The sequence below is a fragment of the Kocuria sp. MNB10 genome (genome assembly GCF_054073685.1).
Genome location: NZ_CM133411.1, coordinates 2129008 through 2143915, shown reverse-complemented (window position 1 = coordinate 2143915; position 14908 = coordinate 2129008). Strand labels below are relative to the sequence as shown.

The window sequence follows — 14908 nt, the reverse complement described above, 5'->3', positions numbered from 1 at the left end:
ATTCTTTTGCATCTACATAGAAGTATTGCTTAAGTGAAGACGAGCCCTCACGCTGGAACCACCCGTGGACATCGGGGAACGGATGAGACGAGAGGATTCGTCATGCACCGCACACGCACGGTGACCGCGGCAGCCGCCCTCCTGGTCCTGTCACTGGGCGGGCTCACCGGATGCAGCTCCTCGCCCGCGGAACAGCCACAGTCCATGGCCACCTCCTCCGAGATCGCCAACGGGCCCACCTCCGGCATCCGCTCCCAGGCCGCGAGCCCGCAGGCCGGGGCCGACGCCGCGGCGACCGGCCAGGCCACCGCCGCGGCTCCCGTGTCCTCGCCCGCCGCGCAGCCCAAGAGTCACATGACCGCGTCCGACACCCCCGCGCCCGGGTCGCAGCGCCCCGCGGCGACCACTGCGGCGTCGTCTGCGACCCCCGAACCGTCCGGGTCGTGCGCGAACACCTCCGCGGAGCAGGCCGTGAACGAGAACATCGACAAGGTGGGCCCGGCGTTCCCCAAGGGCAACGTTCCCGACGCCGAGTGGATGGCGATCGACACCGAGACGTACGACCCGTGCGCGGACCTGTCGTGGGTCACGCTGACGATCCGCAGGGGCACGGCGTCCTCCCCGTCGCAGCAGATGCTCTTCCACGACGGCGAGTACCTGGGCACGACCACCAAGGAGGGCATCGCCTTCTCGCCCGCGACCGTGCGGCTGTCCGACTCCGCCATCCAGGTCACCTACCGGTGGGCCAAGGAGGGCGAGAGCAATGCCGGTGCGAGCGGGCGGGCTGTGTCCACGTACTCCTGGAACCCGAACACCGAGTCCGTGGACCACGCGGGCGAGTGGCCCCCGGGTATCGGCTGAGCCGCGCCCCGGCGCCCGGTTTCGACAACGCCACCACGCGCCGTCGCCCCCCGCACTCCATCGGGACGGCAGCGCGGCCGCGTGGCTGGACACCGTGGCATGACACGTGTGACACGATGAGAGCACGGGACGCACCCCACTGGCGAGGAGAGTCATGAACCTGCTGCGCACGCTCGTGACCGCATCCGCCGGTGCATACACCGCCAATTGCGCGCTGGGGGCGTCCGTAGCCGCCCGGTGGGTGGACACCTCGAACGTCCGGTGGATCCACCACGGTCTGTACATCACCACGTCCGCCGTGACCGCGGCGGCATGCGTGGCCGCGGTGCGTGAGCGCTCCCCAGTGGCGGCGGTCCTCGCACCGGCGGTCGTCCCGCTCTTCCTGTTGCAGCGCCACGGTGCGCACCCGCTGCGACGTCACACCCGAGACGCCCTCGCGGCGGCTCCCTGCTACGTGGCCGGCCTCGCGCTGGCCTGGAGGTGAATCGTGGAATTCCTGGATGCCGTGTTCAACCGCCGCACCACCAACGGCCCGTTCCGCCCGGATCCTGTGAGCCCCGAGCACCAACAGTTGCTGATCCGCGCGGCGGCCGCGGCTCCCTCCCAGTTCAACAGCCAGCCATGGCGGTTCGTGCTGATCGAGAACCGGGACACGATCGAGACCGTTGCCCGGATCAGCGGGGAGAGCATGACCGAGGTCATGGGCGCGGGCACGTTCTTCGACCGGTACAAGAAGTACTTCCGGTTCAGCCAGAAGGAGATGGACGCCCAGCGCAGCGGCATGCTGTTCGATAAACTGCCCGCGCTGCTGCGCCCGTTCACGTCCAAGGCGTTCACGCCCTCCGGGCAGAGCCTCATGAACAAGCTGCGCGTGCCCCAGACCCTGGGCGAGGAGAACCGCAAGCTCGTGGCGGGGTCTCCGCTGCTGATCGGCGTGATGCTCGAGCGCGGCGAATACCGCCCGGAGGAACTGTCCGGGTTCTACTCGGTGTTCAGCATGGGTGCCGCCATGGAAAACCTGTGGCTCACCACGGTGGAGTTGGGTATGGGGATCCAGTTCGTGTCCTTCCCCATGGAGGCACCGCACCAGTGGCAGCGGATCGTGGACGTGCTGCGCGTTCCGGAGGATCTGGAGCTCATGGCCGTGTACCGGCTGGGCTACGTGCCTGAGCGCACCCACCGCCCGGCGATCGACTGGTCCAGCCGCGAACGCAAACGCCCCTCCCAGTACGTGTTCCGGGAGACGTGCGAGACGCCTCAGCAGGGCTGGGATCAGGACGTGCGTCCCGGGTCCGACTGAGTCCGGTCCTTCTGCGGGGTGTCCACCTGATCCTGATCCGCCCGGACCGGCTGCGCGTCCTGGCCGGTGTGCACCGCCAGCAGCCGGAAGAACCGCTGTTGCACGGCCCGCCACCCCGGGGGCAGCGCCTGGCGCAGCTCTCCGGGGCGGTAGCTGCGCCGGATGGACAGCAGACCGTCGAAGCGCACGAACACCCTGGCTCGTGCGAGCGGCAGCGTGGCCACCCAGTACAGCAGCCAGGCCGCGCGGCTGCGGCGCAGGTCGTTGTGCACCGCTACCCCACGGGTCAGCCGACGTGAGTCCGCCAGCACGGCGGACAGCTCCTCCCGTGTCAGGTGGTGGAGCATGTGGTTGGAGATCACGGCGTCGTAGCGCTCCCCCGCTGCCACCAGGTCGTGGCTCGCGAGCGTCCGGTAGGCGGCGCCCACTCCGCGGTCGTGCGCGGCCGCCCACCGTGTGGCCCGGGCGTCCGGGTCGATCCCGGTAATCCGCACGTCCAGCCCGTCGCGAGCGGCCCAGCGGGTGATGGCCCGGGCGACGTCGCCCCCGCCGCACCCGATGTCCAGCACGGTGCCGGGGCGGCCCTCTCGGGCAGCGGCACGCAACGCGGGACGTACATACCGGCGGTAGACGGGCCGCCAGGATGCAACGAGCGGGTTGATCACCCCGAACAAGCGGTAGGTGTTGTCCAGGGCCACCGGATCGCAGGCCGGATCGTCCATGAGCTCCGGCTCGTCCACGCTGCGGTGGCGGAGCAGGGGGTCGCGGCGGCGCAGGACATCAGCGTGCGGCAGAGGGTTGTTGCGCAGCATAGGTTTCATCGCTCACGTCGCCTCGGACGCGGGACGGACCCGCAGCAGGGCGCTCTCGATGCTCAGGCCGGGGCCGAACGCGAGCGCCGCCACGGTGCCCGGGTCCCCCGCTCGCACAAGGCGCTCGAGCACGAACAGGATGGTCGCACTGCTCATGTTCCCGGCGTCCGCGAGCACTCCCCGGGAGGGGGCCATCTGCTCGTCCGTGAGCGCGAGCCGTCCCTGTACCTTGTCCAGGATGCTGCGTCCCCCCGGGTGCACGGCCCACAGGGGGATCCGGTCCGCGCTCAACCCCGCGCGGTCCAGCAGGGGTGCGAGGGCGTCCGTCACGTGGTCGTCGATGATCCGCGGCACGTAGGTCCCCAGGATCATCTCGAAGCCCTCGTCCCCCACGCTCCACGCGAGTTCCTCCTCGCCCACTGGGGCCAGGGTCGTCTCGAAGTCCACGAGCTCGAGGGTAGCGCCGGGAGCGGCGGCGTCGCGCCCCGTCACCACCGCGGCGGCCGCACCGTCCGCGAACAGGGCGTTGCCCATCACGGTGTCGGGATCGTTGCGCACGTGCAGGTGCAGGGTGCACAGCTCCACGCACACCACGAGCACCACGGCGTCCGGATCCGCGCGGCACGCGGTGTACGCGGCTTGCAGGGCGGGGAACGCGGCATTGCAGCCCATGAACCCCAGGTGCATCCGCTTCACGTCCGCGGGTAGCCCCAGGTCCTTGGTCACGCGCACGTCCGGGCCCGGCGCGAAGAACCCGGTGCAGGACACCGTGATCACGTGGGTCACGTCCGCGAGCTCGATCCCGGGGGCCGCGGCGTCGAGGGCCGCCCGGGCGGCTGTCACGAACATCCGTTTGGCGTGCTCGGTGTAGAGCTGGTTGCGTGCGTGCGTTCCCGGCGAGCGCAGGTGCCGGGCCGTGGGATCCACGAACGGCGACGCCGCGGCGTCGCCCCCGTCAACGGTCCCCGATGCCACAACGCCCAGCTCGGGCAGGACCGTGTGGCGTGTGCTCACCCCGGCGCCTGCGAAGGCGGAACGCACCACGCGCGTGCCGAGCCTGGTCATCCCCGGCTGCTCGGCGAACAGCCGGGACACGTCCTCCTGCCGGATCACGGTGTCGGGGACGGCGGTCTCGATCGACAGTAGGCGTACGGTCATACTCCATGGTAGGCGCGCGGGCCCCACCCGGACGAGGCGCCCCGTGCCGGACGAGCCCCGACATGCGCAACGGCCGCCCGATCCATGGGGATCGAACGGCCGTCGGACGGGCGGGTCGGATCAGAGATCCACGACCTTGTTCTCGCCGTCCACGGTGTCGCCCTTGACCTTGGACTTGATCAAGTTGGCCACCTGGGTCACCTTGCTGTTACCCGGGCTGTCCCAGTACTCGGCGCTGTGGCCGTCGATCTCGATGAGGATGTTGTTGGGGTTCTCCGGGCCGCCCTGGAGCCACGAACCGGTGAAGCTGCTCCATAGTTCCTTGAGCTTGGCCTCGTCGTTGACGATGCGCGCGGTGCCGCACACGGACACCCACGAGCCGGAACCCGAGTAGGCCACGTTCACCTCGGGGCGCTGCTGCAGGGCCTGTGCCTGCTCGGAGTCGCGCTCCGCGATGAACCGCACGGTGCCGTCGAACTCGACCTCCTGCGTGGCCATGGGCTTGGACACCAGGTGACCATCCCCGTCCACGTGGGTGAGCATGGCGATGCGGGTGCCCTTGATGATGTCCCGCACCTTCTGGATGTCGTTGGTGTTCTCCGCCATGGCACTTCCTTTCGTCGAGGCTGTGAATGCCCACCAAACCGTGGGGTCTGCCACCGCGATGTGGCGTCGATTGTCAGTTTATTTACTAGTGACGGTGCGCACGAGAGAGTTGGCCGGGAGCGGAATTCACGCCGTCGTGAGCAGCACAGCCCCGAACGATCCGGTCGTGGGCGGCATGATGACGGACGACACGGACACAGAGATCCAGGCAGGGAGGGACGCATGACGCGATCGCACGAGGACACCGTGCACGTGCTGTTGGAGCGCCACGGCACCACGTACGCGCAGGACGCCGGCATCGAGCTGCGGGACACACCCGCTCCCCTGTTCCAGCTGCTGGTGCTGGCCAATCTGCTGTCCGCGCGCATCGGGGCCAAGGTGGCGGTCGCCTCCGCGCGCGAGCTGTTCACGGCCGGGTACCGCACCCCGGAACGGATGCGCGCGGCGTCGTGGCGGCAACGGGTTCAGGCGCTGGGTCGCGGCGGCTACAAGCGTTACGACGAGCGCACCTCCACGATGCTCGGCGACGGCGCCGCCCTCCTGATCGACGAGTACGGTGGGGATCTGCGCCGCGTGCGTGAGCGCGCGGACGGTACCGACGACGTCCTCGAGGCGCTCCAGCAGTTCCCGGGGATCGGCCCCGCGGGCGCCGCGATTTTCGCCCGGGAGGTACAAGGTGTCTGGCCCGGCCTCGCGCCGTTCTTCGACGCCAAGGCCCTGGACGGCGCCCGGCGGATCGGTCTGCCCGACGACGCCCACGCCCTCGCGGACCTCGTCCCTCCCGAAAAACTCCCCATCCTGGCCGCGGCCCTGGTCCGGGTCGCGCTGGACCGCACCAAGGGTGACCCGCTGGAGTAACGGACCGGGTGCGATCCGCCGGAGGTGCATTCGGCGGCGGACGCCGGGTTAATACACCGGCTGTGATCCGTGGTGGCGAGTTAACACCTCGGTCATCGGGGTGCTCCCCAGCCGTCATGTCCACCCGCGACCATGGGTTCGGCCCGTTCGCCGTTCATCACCACGCGACCGGCAAGGCCATCTCCGTACGGCAACCCGTGAGAGGCTCTGGATGCGCACCCGCACGACCCCCCTGACCGACCGTCTCGCAACGGACCCCCTCCGCTGGATCCGGCCCACGGCCCTCCTGACAGCACCCCGCGGGCGGGAGGACACTGCGGGAATGACTACTGCGCCGGCCCACCTGTTGATCGGCCACCGCGGAGCCGCGGGGGTCGCACCCGAGAACACGGTGGCGGCGTTCGAGGTGGCCCGTTCCTCGGGTGCACAGTTCTTCGAGCTCGACGTCCAGCTCTCCGCGGACGGTGTGCCCTTCGCGTTCCACGACCCCACCCCCGCGCGCACCACGAACGCCGCCGAGGTGTTCCCGGGTCGGGAGAACGATCCGGTCACGTCGTTCACATGGGCCGAATTGCAACGACTGGACGCTGGTTCGTCCTTCTCCGGCGCGTTCCGGGGCGAGCGCATCCCGCACTTCGACGACGCCGTGGAGGTTGCGCGCGACGCGATCGGCGTGTTCATCGAGATCAAGTCCCCGGTCACGTCCCCCGGTATCGAGCGCATCATCGTGGAGCGTCTGCGATCGGATCCCCGGTGGCAGCGTCTGGTCCGCGACGGGCGAATCGAGGTCCTGGGGTTCGACGCCGCTTCCAATCAGCGCTTCGCGGTGCTGGCCCCGGAGGTCCCCCTGCAGCAGCTCGTGTACCGGGTTCCCGATGCCGAGACCCTCGCGCGGATCTCCACCTACGCGGGACAGGTGGGGTCCAACCACCGCTGGCTCAATGCGGCCGCGGTGGACCGGGTCCGTGCGGCAGGGCTGGGCATGAGCGTGTACACGGTAAACGCCGAGCGCAATTTCAACCGCATGGCGGCCCTGGGCGTGGATCGGATCACGACCGACTTCCCCGTGGAGTTCTCCCGGAAACACCCCGCGACCGTGGGTCACGCCGTGGCAGTGCGGTAGCGCCGACGGTCGCCGGGCCGCAACCGGGCCGCCGCCGCGCTGCTCTGCCACCGGGGATGCGTTCGCAGCCGTCCGTAGGTGTCCACGTCCACCCGCTCGCCCGCGATCAGGAACTTCCTCCGCTGGGTCCCTTCCTTGCGGAAACCGGCGGCCCGCGCCACCGCTCCCGATGCGGGGTTGTTGACCCGGTGCCCCAGCTCGAGGCGTTCGAGTCCGGCGTGGTCCAGGGCCCACTCAGCCACCGTGGCGGCGGCTCGGGTGGTCCACGGCCTGGGGATCCGGTTCGAACGGCATGCCCTGCAGGTCCATGTCGCCGTAGCGCAGGATGTGCAGGTCACCCCCGAACACGTCGTGCCAGTGCTCCATGGCCTCGGCGGTGGTTCCGGGCAGGGCGATGTACGTGGCGAGTGAGGGGGTCATGTGAGGCTCCTTCGACGAACGCATCCCGGATGATTCGGTCCCAGTATGGCCGTCGCGAGCGGATTCGGGAACCTCTTGCTCCGGGCCCAGCGCAGTTGTGCGGGAACCTTTTACTCCGGCGCCCGGCGCAGTTGCTCGGGCAGTTCCTCGAGCAGCCGCAACCACAGTTCCGAGACCGTGGGATAGCTGGGCACCGCGTGGCGCAGCACGTGCACCGGTACCTTCCCCGTGATCGCGATCGTGGCCGCGTGCAGTTGCTCGCCAGCGTCCGGGCCCGCGAACGTGGCACCCACGAGGCACCGGGTCTCCCGGTCCACGACGATCTTGGCCTTTCCGGAGACGGTGTCACGCAGCAGCGCCGCACCGGCCGCACCGTTGTAGGGCACCTCCGCGGTGACGACGTCGATCCCCCGGTCCCGCGCGGAGGCTTCCGTCAGTCCCGTCTGCGCGACCTGCGGTTGCGTGAACACGACCTGGGGCACGGGCGGATTCTCCACCTCGTACGGCGCGGGCGCCCCCGTGGCCGCCGCCTTGATCCGGGCCCCGATGACCCGGGCGCGGTACTTGCCCCAGTGGGTCAGGGGCACATCGCCGCTGGCATCGCCCACGGCGTGCAGCCATGCGGGGAGCTTCTCATGCAGGATGTCGTCCGCGCTCAGCCCGACCGCGTCGAGTCCCACGTCCCGCAACCGCGGGATACGGCCCGTGGCCACGAGTACCTCGGCCACGTCGAAGGTCCCGGCGGAGGTCTCCAGGTGGACCGGCCCGCCGTGGACCCGGCCCAGCCCCGTGTCCTCGGCATCGCTGCGGGTGCACTTGGTGACGGATGCGCCGAGCACCACTTCCACGCCGCTGGCGCGCAACCCGTCCAGGACGGTGTCCCCCGCGAACGGTTCGTTGCCGGACAGCAAACCCGAGCCCCGCACGAGCAGGGTCACCCGGGATCCCAGGGCGTTGAGCCACACCGCGGCCTCACATGCCACGACTCCCCCGCCCACGATCGCGATGCTCTCCGGCGTCTCGACCACGCCGGTCGCGTCCGCGGACGTCCACGGGTGCGCTCCGTCGAACTCGGAGGGGATGCTCGGCTCGCTGCCGGTCGCGAGGATCACGGCGTGCCGCGCGGTGAGGGTGCGCGCGGCGGCGTCGTCGGCCTCGATGCGCACCGAGCGCTCGCCCACGAGGCGGGCGTGGCCGCGCACCACGCGGAGGCCCGCGGACTCGGCCCACTCGACCTGGGAGGAGTCGTCGTAGTCGGAGACGAACGAGTCGCGCCGCGCGAGCATGCCGTCCCAGTCGAGCCGCGTGGGGACGACGCCCTTGAGGTTGTCCGTTAGTCCCGTCACGTCGACCGGGCGCAATAGCGCCTTGCTGGGCATGCACGCGTAGTACGAGCACTCCCCGCCCAGCAGGTGACCCTCCACGATGACCGCGGTGAGGTCTGTGCCCTCGATCGCGTACTGCGCGGCGTTCTCTCCCACCGCGCCGCCGCCGATCACGATCACGTCCACCGACTCCTGCGTTGCTGACTCCGTCATGCCCTCACAATAGCCGCCGGGGTGCGGGCTGTCGGCCCGGGGGTCACCTGAGTGCGGTGCGGAACCGGCCTCCCACCTGGCAATACTCCCGATTGTGACCCTCGTCATGTGTACGGTGGAAGAGCCACCTCCGTTGCATGGTCGGCATCACGATCCTCGCCGGCCCAACGGACCGACGATGAGGAGATGCCATGAACGCGAGCGCAATGACACCCCCGGCCACCGACGAGCCACCCACCACCCATCGCCCCTTCCGAGCCCGCGGCGGACTGGCTCTCCTGGGGCTCGCGGGCATGCTGACACTGGCTGCGTGCGGCGAGGGCAATGACGCCACCACCGCGGATCCGACGGGTGGGCAGGGGGCCGCGACGGCGGCGTCGAGCCCGGGTCCCCTGGCCACCGCCACGGTGCGTCATGCCGAGGGAATGGAGGTCGGCACCGCGCAGTTCACCGAGGCCGACCAGGATGCGATGCGGGTTTCGGTCGAGTTCTCCGGTCTGGAACCGGGGTACTACGGCCTGCACGTGCACGGCAATGGCGTGTGCGAGGCGGAGAGTTCCGCACCGGACGATCCCTCCGAGACCGGCGCATTCCTGTCCGCCGGCGGGCACCTGGGTGGCGACGACGCTCGCCATCCGGAGCATGCGGGTGACCTTCCCGCGCTGCTGGTGACGGAATCCGGGCGGGCGGCCATGTCGTTCGAGACGGACCGGCTCACGGCCGAGAACCTGCGGGACGACAACGGCTCCGCGCTGATGATCCACTCCGGCCCGGACAACTACGCGAACATCCCCGAGCGCTACGCCCCGGAGGGACCGGATGAGGACACCCGCTCCACGGGTGACGCCGGCAGCCGCCTGGCGTGCGGTGTGATCGAGTAACCCGTCCTCGTCACACGGACGTTCGACCCCCCGCCCGGGTGAGCGCCAGGATGACCACGACGACCAGCGCGGACATTGTGCCCGCGATCATGTCGGTCATGGTGTCCAGGTTGTTCACCTGAGCGTTGCTCTCCGAGACCAGATCGGTGACGAACTCGGCGACCTCCCACAGGAACGCGATGAAGGCGCTGAACGACACGATTGCGAGCCCCCACAGCCACGTGGGCAGGGCGAAACCATGCCGCCGGGACAGGATGCGCCATGCGTGATCGGCGCCCAGCGCGATCAGGATTCCCGAGAAGAAGTGGACCACGGTGTCCCACGGCGTCCACACACCGTAGACGTGCAAGTACGTTCCCAGGAACGCCCCGCCGAACAACAGCACCGCGTACAGCAGTTGTAGGGTCACGGGGATGGTGGCGCAGGCGATCGGCTCCAGGGCGAGCGGGACGAGCGCCGCGAGGACGAGTGCGGACAGCAAGAACACGGCCGGGCCGTTCTCCCGGGCGATCTCGAAGATCAGCGTCCCCACGAGGAGCACCTCCAGCACTATCAAGGGGGCATGGCGGCGCAGTCTCGTGTCGTGGGGGATCATGCCTCCGACCCTACGCACGGGCCCTGACACGGTGGGTTGGGACGCGACGGCGTTGAGGAGGCTCAGTCCGTGAGGATCAACGACAGCCCCCGATCGAGGGCCTGTTCGGTGCCCTCCCGAACGGATTCGGGTGCGTTGAGGTGATCCAGGGCCAACCCGTTCACGAGTGCCGTGACCAGGGGCGCGGCGGTGTCCGGGGTCAGCCCCTCATGTAGCTTCCCGTCCTCCTGGGCCCGCCGCAGGACGTTCAGGACACCCTCGTGGAAGATCTGCAGGTTCTGCCAGTACACGCTCGCGAGCCAGTCCCGGGTGGAGGCGGCCGCCCCGAAGCTGACCCACACGGCAGCGTCCTCCCTCCGCACGCCCTCCAATGGCAGGAGTTCACGCAGGGTGCGAGCGAGGGATGCCCGATAGCCGTTCTGACCGCGCGCAGCCATGACCCGCTGGGTTTGTCGCTCCACGGACCTCTCGAGGGCGGCGAGCAGCAGATCCCGCCGCGTCTTGTAGTGGTATTGAACGGTCCCGGGGGAGATCCCGGACTCCTGGGCCACGGTGCGCACGCTCACCACGTCGAAACCTTGCTGGGCGATCACGCGGATCGCCGCTTCCGCGATCATGACCCGGGCGGGGATCATCCCGCGACTCTCGTTCTCCTGTGGCATCTGACCACCCCCTCTCATACAAGTGTATGGTTGCGGTATGACATACGTTCGTACGAGACAAGGCGGCACACATGGGTGACCTTCTCGCACTGCTCGGACTAGCTCTTCTCGACAGCATGAGCCTCGGGACCCTGGTGATCCCCCTGGTCCTCGTGATCTCCCGGCGGCGCGTGGACGCGGTCCCGCTGTTCTTCTACTTCGCGGCCGTGGTGCTCCTCTACTTCTTCCTGGGGATCGCGATCGCCCTGGGGTTCGACCTCCTCTCCGACGTGGCCGGGAGGATCTGGGACAGCGAGCCCGCCCAGTGGTTCAAGGTGGTCGCCGGGCTGGGTCTGCTCGCGTACGGGATCTTCGCACCGGACCCCGTGAAGCGCGAGGGGCACCGCGCACCGCCCAGGTCCCTGCATCCCGGTGCCATGGTCGCCCTCGGTGCCGGCGCTGCTCTCACGGAAGCCGCCACGATGGTCCCCTATCTCGCGGCCAACGGGATCATCACGAGTATGGACATCGGCTGGTCGCTGCGACTGGCCCTGCTCGCTGCCTACTGCGTCGTGATGATCCTGCCCGCGCTCGTGCTCATCGTGGCTGCAGCATTGGCCGGCCAGCGGATCTGGCCGCGCCTCGAGAGGATCGTCCCCACGCTCGAGCGGGAAGCGAAGGTCACGCTTCTGTGGATCGCGGCGATCGTAGGGGTATGGATGGCCGGGAGTGGATTGTCCGCCGTGATGAACTGACCCCCCCCTTGTCTGCGGAGGACCCCCGGAAGTGATCGAACGCCGCTCGGTGCAGTACGTCGGTGTACTACATTGGCATGCCCGGTGGGGGCGGCTCGTGTTCATCGCGGTCACGCTGGTCAGGTTCGGGCTGAGTTTCTTGCCGTTCACCGAGCTCGTGACCAAGGTCTTCCCCGTGATCGGCTGGCTCGGTGTCCTCTTCGTGGCGGTCCTACTGGTCACGTGGCTGGTCAGCGCGCGCACCCACATTGCCGAGGAAGGGTTGCCCGGGGACCTGATCCGCACGCTGCTGCTCTACCGCCTGGACCCGAACCGCCGCTGGACACCCCGGCACGCGAATGCCCTCATCCAGGCGGTGGACGAGTTCAACCTGCGCGCCATGCAACTGGGCGACGTGATGAGCGGTGACCTCCATCAGGAGGCCGAGCGGACCAGCGGGATCAGCGTCCCGCCCGAGGAACAGGAGCAACTCGGCGAGAAGCTGTCGCGGTTGTAGAAGTCCCGCCGTTCCCAGCACACTCCGAGCCCCCGCGCCGTTGATGGCGTTGCCCGATCTCTAACGGCAGTACGACGACGGCAGACGGCCACCTTCGCGTTCCAGGTGACCGTCTGCCGTCGCCAGATGTACCGCTTGAGGCCGAGGAAAGGGAGGCGAACTACGAGGTCGTCAGCCTCCGAAGCCAATGTCCAGGGACACGACGCCCACGCCGATCACCATGGCGGTGGCCAGCAGGAACGCGAGCACGATCAGAATGAGCCCCCACGGGGTGCCCTTCTGCGGGTTGCTGGGCTGAGTTTTGGGCGTGTTTTCCATGATCTTCCCTTCGTGTGGTCGGAGTTAAAGTCTGGCAGGTCGCGGAGAGTTCGGGGGAAAGTGACATGGGGCGGGGCGGTTGCCGCTCTTGCCCTGGCGGCTGTGAGTGCTGTTGTGGCCATGAACACTTTCTTCAACTCCATGCGCAACCTCGGCTTCCGACGCGGGTTCCCGCGAGCAGCGTTCCCAACCGTTCGCCACCCCTGGTCCCGAGGTCCACTGATCGGGACGCACTGCGCACGGCCGCGAGACAGTCCGCCTCGACATCCCACGGTGGCTCAGTAGCGGTCAGTCGGCCTTCCAACCTGAGAAGTCCCAGCCGACCATCCGGGTGCGATCGTAAACGGCGCGCAATGAGTCGATCGTCATGCTTCATTGTGGTCTCCCACCGCGCCCCGTGAGGCTGTGTGTTCTCAGCTGCCGGAGCTTTCTGCCCCATCGAGTTCCTCGGCGGCGGCGCCGTCAGACTCCGGATCCTGCAGTGCGGGCCCGCCCACGGCCTGGTCCTGCCAGGTGAGCACGCGCCATGCGCCGGGCTCGCCGTCGAGCACGACGACGCCCGTGTTCGACAATCCGTTGGTCGCCGTGAACTTGCGGTCCAGGTTGGCGCACCGCAGCGCACACCACGCACGGATGACGGCGCCGTGCGACACGAGAACAGCCACGCGGTCCGGTGCCAGAGCAGTGGACGCTTCCTCGACGATGGCGTCGAAGCGCGCCATGACGTCGTGGCCGTTCTCGTCCGACCCGGGGATCCTCGAATCAAGGCCGCCATCCGCCCAGCTCAACGCTGATTCCAGATAGGTCTCGATCGAATCGTGGTCGTTGGCCATTTCCAAATCCCCGGCACCGATCTCACGCAGACCCTCACGGATCTCGGTCGACAACTCGCGCGCATCCGCGAGCGGGGCGGCCGTCTGCTGGGTGCGCACGAGGTTGGAGGCGTAGATCGCACTGATGGGCTCACCCGCCAGCGCCTGCACGAGGGCCCGCGCCTGCTCACGCCCCAGGTCGGTGAGGTCCGCGCCGGATGCGGCGGTGTCCAAGTGATGGCCCACGTTGGAGGAGGTCTGGCCATGACGCACCAGGATGAGTCGCACGGGGATATGCCCCTTTTCAGTTGCCGGGGGTCTTGGAGGTCCTACCCGGTCCACGGTAGCTCAGGGAGGAATCCGCTGAGCCACGCACCACGACCGCGGGCCGAGGAGCGACCCTGGCCGTACTGGCCGTCACGCTGCTCACCGGGTGCGAGGGGCGGGACGCCCCGTAGCGCAGGACCGCCCCGGAGCCGAGCCACTCCACGACCCGGTCTGCCAGCAGACGGCCGATCGTCATGGTTGCGGAGAAGGCACCGCAGGCGACGGCCGCGGTGCCCGCGGAGGTGCCGAGCGCGTCCTTCAGGCTGCGCTCGCGCGGAGCTCCACCCGATTGTCACTGACTCTTCCGCCCCCGAGACGGACGTGGCGTCCCTGGGTGCGACATGAGCCACCGTCACTGTGACGGCCCAGGGCTGAGCCGCTGGGAATACCCTAGAGTAACTTCTATGTCTGACCACCGGAACTCCCCCGGAGCCGGCATCCGCCGCGAAAACCTGAGCATTCCCGTCGCCTTGGACGCCGTGGCGGGCACGCTGTGGCTGCCCGAGGGCGAGCCGCGCGGCGTCGTCGTCATCCACCCCGCCACCGCAACGCCCGAACGGTTCTACGCCGGGTTCGCCGAGTACGTGACGGGCCGCGGTCTCGCGGCGGTGACCTATGACTACCGCGGCACGGGCCGCTCCGGCGAACCCCGGAAGAACCCGCACCTACGCATGCGCGACTGGATGGGCGGGGACGTCCCCGCCGTGGCCGCCTGGAACCGCGCACGGTTCCCCGGGTTTTCACTGCACGCCGTGGGTCACAGCATCGGCGGGCACGCCATGGTCCTCGGCCACGGGCTCGAGGGCCTCGACCGGTTCGCGGTGGTCTCCTCCCACCTGGCGCACACCCGCACGATCGCCCCGCGGAAGGAGCAGCTGCGCGTGGCCGCCATGCTGCATGTCGTGGGCCCGGCACTGAGCCGGACCCTGGGGTACATGCCCGGCAAGCGGCTCGGCATCGGAGAAAACATGCCCACAGCCGCGATGGTCGAGTGGGGGTCGTGGGCACGGCGTCCCGGCTACTTCTTCGACGACCCGTCCATGGACGCGACGGGCCGCGCGGCCGCGGTCACCCAGGATGTGCTCGCGCTCGGCGCCTCCGACGATCCCTGGGCCAGCCCCGCGCAGATGAGGGCCCTGACCGGGCGGCTCACCTCCGCCGCGGTGGAGCACCACATGTTCACCCCGCAGCAGCTGGGCGTTCCGCGCATTGGCCACCACGGCCTGTTCCGCCGCTCCGCCGCCAACGCCGTGTGGCCGGGCCTCATGGACTGGCTCACCACGCCGTCACCCCAGGGCTGAACGGCCCCGGCTTCCCGGGACTGCACGCGCCGGGTGGAGAAGGGCAGCCGCGACGTCGCCCTGGGCGCTCAGGCGTTGACGGGTCGGTGCATGGGCGTGGGCCTGT

Annotated in this window: 20 protein-coding genes; 9 read left to right on the top strand and 11 right to left on the bottom strand. The window is 69.2% G+C overall.

Annotated elements, in window-relative coordinates:
- The first annotated feature begins 102 nt into the window (after nt 1–102).
- The 3 genes from ACW9PK_RS09760 to ACW9PK_RS09750 all read left to right on the top strand — a co-directional run bounded on the left by ACW9PK_RS09760 (nt 103) and on the right by ACW9PK_RS09750 (nt 2161).
- Nucleotides 103–861 carry an LppP/LprE family lipoprotein gene (locus ACW9PK_RS09760; RefSeq protein ID WP_457015714.1) on the top strand — a complete coding sequence of 253 codons (759 nt, stop codon included), beginning with the start codon at nt 103–105 and terminating at the stop codon, nt 859–861.
- A 154-nt stretch (nt 862–1015) separates the two neighbouring features.
- A complete protein-coding gene (locus ACW9PK_RS09755) occupies nt 1016–1345 on the top strand; it encodes a hypothetical protein (RefSeq protein WP_144932213.1) in 330 nt (109 codons plus the stop codon).
- A 3-nt stretch (nt 1346–1348) separates the two neighbouring features.
- Complete coding sequence (locus ACW9PK_RS09750) at nt 1349–2161, top strand: nitroreductase family protein (RefSeq protein WP_131332553.1); 813 nt, start codon at nt 1349–1351, stop codon at nt 2159–2161.
- Here the strand turns inward: ACW9PK_RS09750 and ACW9PK_RS09745 are convergent.
- From ACW9PK_RS09745 to ACW9PK_RS09735, 3 genes are all read right to left on the bottom strand, one after another.
- Nucleotides 2134–2973, bottom strand: coding sequence for a class I SAM-dependent methyltransferase (locus ACW9PK_RS09745; RefSeq protein ID WP_457017199.1), 840 nt, complete (start codon nt 2971–2973; stop codon nt 2134–2136). The genes ACW9PK_RS09750 and ACW9PK_RS09745 overlap by 28 nt on opposite strands.
- A 12-nt stretch (nt 2974–2985) precedes the next feature.
- Complete coding sequence (locus ACW9PK_RS09740) at nt 2986–4131, bottom strand: type III polyketide synthase (protein ID WP_457015713.1); 1146 nt, start codon at nt 4129–4131, stop codon at nt 2986–2988.
- Between the two features lie 120 nt (nt 4132–4251).
- Nucleotides 4252–4737, bottom strand: coding sequence for a pyridoxamine 5'-phosphate oxidase family protein (locus ACW9PK_RS09735; protein ID WP_457015712.1), 486 nt, complete (start codon nt 4735–4737; stop codon nt 4252–4254).
- Between the two features lie 222 nt (nt 4738–4959).
- Here ACW9PK_RS09735 and ACW9PK_RS09730 point away from each other — a divergent pair, with 222 nt between their 5' ends.
- Both ACW9PK_RS09730 and ACW9PK_RS09725 read left to right on the top strand, forming a co-directional pair.
- Nucleotides 4960–5595 (top strand): endonuclease, encoded by a 636-nt coding sequence (locus tag ACW9PK_RS09730; protein WP_457015711.1) that lies wholly within the window; start codon nt 4960–4962, stop codon nt 5593–5595.
- Nucleotides 5596–5917: 322 nt separating this feature from the next.
- Nucleotides 5918–6718, top strand: coding sequence for a glycerophosphodiester phosphodiesterase (locus ACW9PK_RS09725; RefSeq protein WP_457015710.1), 801 nt, complete (start codon nt 5918–5920; stop codon nt 6716–6718).
- On the opposite strand, the gene ACW9PK_RS09720 is transcribed toward ACW9PK_RS09725, so the two are convergent.
- The 3 genes from ACW9PK_RS09720 to ACW9PK_RS09710 all read right to left on the bottom strand — a co-directional run bounded on the left by ACW9PK_RS09720 (nt 6697) and on the right by ACW9PK_RS09710 (nt 8676).
- The gene (locus ACW9PK_RS09720) at nt 6697–6960 is read right to left on the bottom strand and encodes a GNAT family N-acetyltransferase (protein WP_457015709.1); all 264 of its coding nucleotides are present in this window, start codon (nt 6958–6960) and stop codon (nt 6697–6699) included. The genes ACW9PK_RS09725 and ACW9PK_RS09720 overlap by 22 nt on opposite strands.
- Complete coding sequence (locus tag ACW9PK_RS09715) at nt 6953–7138, bottom strand: VOC family protein (protein WP_240919096.1); 186 nt, start codon at nt 7136–7138, stop codon at nt 6953–6955. The genes ACW9PK_RS09720 and ACW9PK_RS09715 overlap by 8 nt, the downstream gene beginning before the upstream one ends.
- 110 nt (nt 7139–7248) lie before the next feature.
- Nucleotides 7249–8676 (bottom strand): dihydrolipoyl dehydrogenase family protein, encoded by a 1428-nt coding sequence (locus ACW9PK_RS09710; RefSeq protein WP_457015708.1) that lies wholly within the window; start codon nt 8674–8676, stop codon nt 7249–7251.
- Nucleotides 8677–8867: 191 nt separating this feature from the next.
- On the opposite strand from ACW9PK_RS09710, the gene ACW9PK_RS09705 reads away from it, so the two are divergent.
- A complete protein-coding gene (locus ACW9PK_RS09705; protein WP_239320827.1) occupies nt 8868–9557 on the top strand; it encodes a superoxide dismutase family protein in 690 nt (229 codons plus the stop codon).
- Nucleotides 9558–9567: 10 nt separating this feature from the next.
- Here the strand turns inward: ACW9PK_RS09705 and ACW9PK_RS09700 are convergent, their stop codons facing one another.
- Both ACW9PK_RS09700 and ACW9PK_RS09695 read right to left on the bottom strand, forming a co-directional pair.
- Nucleotides 9568–10152 (bottom strand): hypothetical protein, encoded by a 585-nt coding sequence (locus ACW9PK_RS09700; protein ID WP_457015705.1) that lies wholly within the window; start codon nt 10150–10152, stop codon nt 9568–9570.
- 62 nt (nt 10153–10214) lie between these two features.
- A complete protein-coding gene (locus tag ACW9PK_RS09695) occupies nt 10215–10814 on the bottom strand; it encodes a TetR/AcrR family transcriptional regulator (protein ID WP_457015704.1) in 600 nt (199 codons plus the stop codon).
- Nucleotides 10815–10930: 116 nt separating this feature from the next.
- On the opposite strand from ACW9PK_RS09695, the gene ACW9PK_RS09690 reads away from it, so the two are divergent.
- Both ACW9PK_RS09690 and ACW9PK_RS09685 read left to right on the top strand, forming a co-directional pair.
- The gene (locus ACW9PK_RS09690) at nt 10931–11548 is read left to right on the top strand and encodes a GAP family protein (RefSeq protein WP_457015703.1); all 618 of its coding nucleotides are present in this window, start codon (nt 10931–10933) and stop codon (nt 11546–11548) included.
- 31 nt (nt 11549–11579) lie between these two features.
- A complete protein-coding gene (locus ACW9PK_RS09685) occupies nt 11580–12044 on the top strand; it encodes a hypothetical protein (protein ID WP_457015702.1) in 465 nt (154 codons plus the stop codon).
- A 171-nt stretch (nt 12045–12215) separates the two neighbouring features.
- Here ACW9PK_RS09685 and ACW9PK_RS09680 read toward each other — a convergent pair whose 3' ends face one another.
- The 3 genes from ACW9PK_RS09680 to ACW9PK_RS09670 all read right to left on the bottom strand — a co-directional run bounded on the left by ACW9PK_RS09680 (nt 12216) and on the right by ACW9PK_RS09670 (nt 13697).
- Complete coding sequence (locus tag ACW9PK_RS09680; RefSeq protein WP_159450043.1) at nt 12216–12362, bottom strand: hypothetical protein; 147 nt, start codon at nt 12360–12362, stop codon at nt 12216–12218.
- A gap of 413 nt (nt 12363–12775) precedes the next feature.
- Nucleotides 12776–13462, bottom strand: coding sequence for a histidine phosphatase family protein (locus ACW9PK_RS09675; RefSeq protein ID WP_457015701.1), 687 nt, complete (start codon nt 13460–13462; stop codon nt 12776–12778).
- A gap of 16 nt (nt 13463–13478) precedes the next feature.
- Nucleotides 13479–13697 (bottom strand): hypothetical protein, encoded by a 219-nt coding sequence (locus ACW9PK_RS09670; RefSeq protein WP_286738549.1) that lies wholly within the window; start codon nt 13695–13697, stop codon nt 13479–13481.
- Nucleotides 13698–13905: 208 nt separating this feature from the next.
- Between ACW9PK_RS09670 and ACW9PK_RS09665 the strand changes: the two genes are divergently transcribed.
- A complete protein-coding gene (locus ACW9PK_RS09665) occupies nt 13906–14802 on the top strand; it encodes an alpha/beta hydrolase family protein (RefSeq protein WP_457015700.1) in 897 nt (298 codons plus the stop codon).
- The last annotated feature ends 106 nt before the right edge of the window (nt 14803–14908 follow it).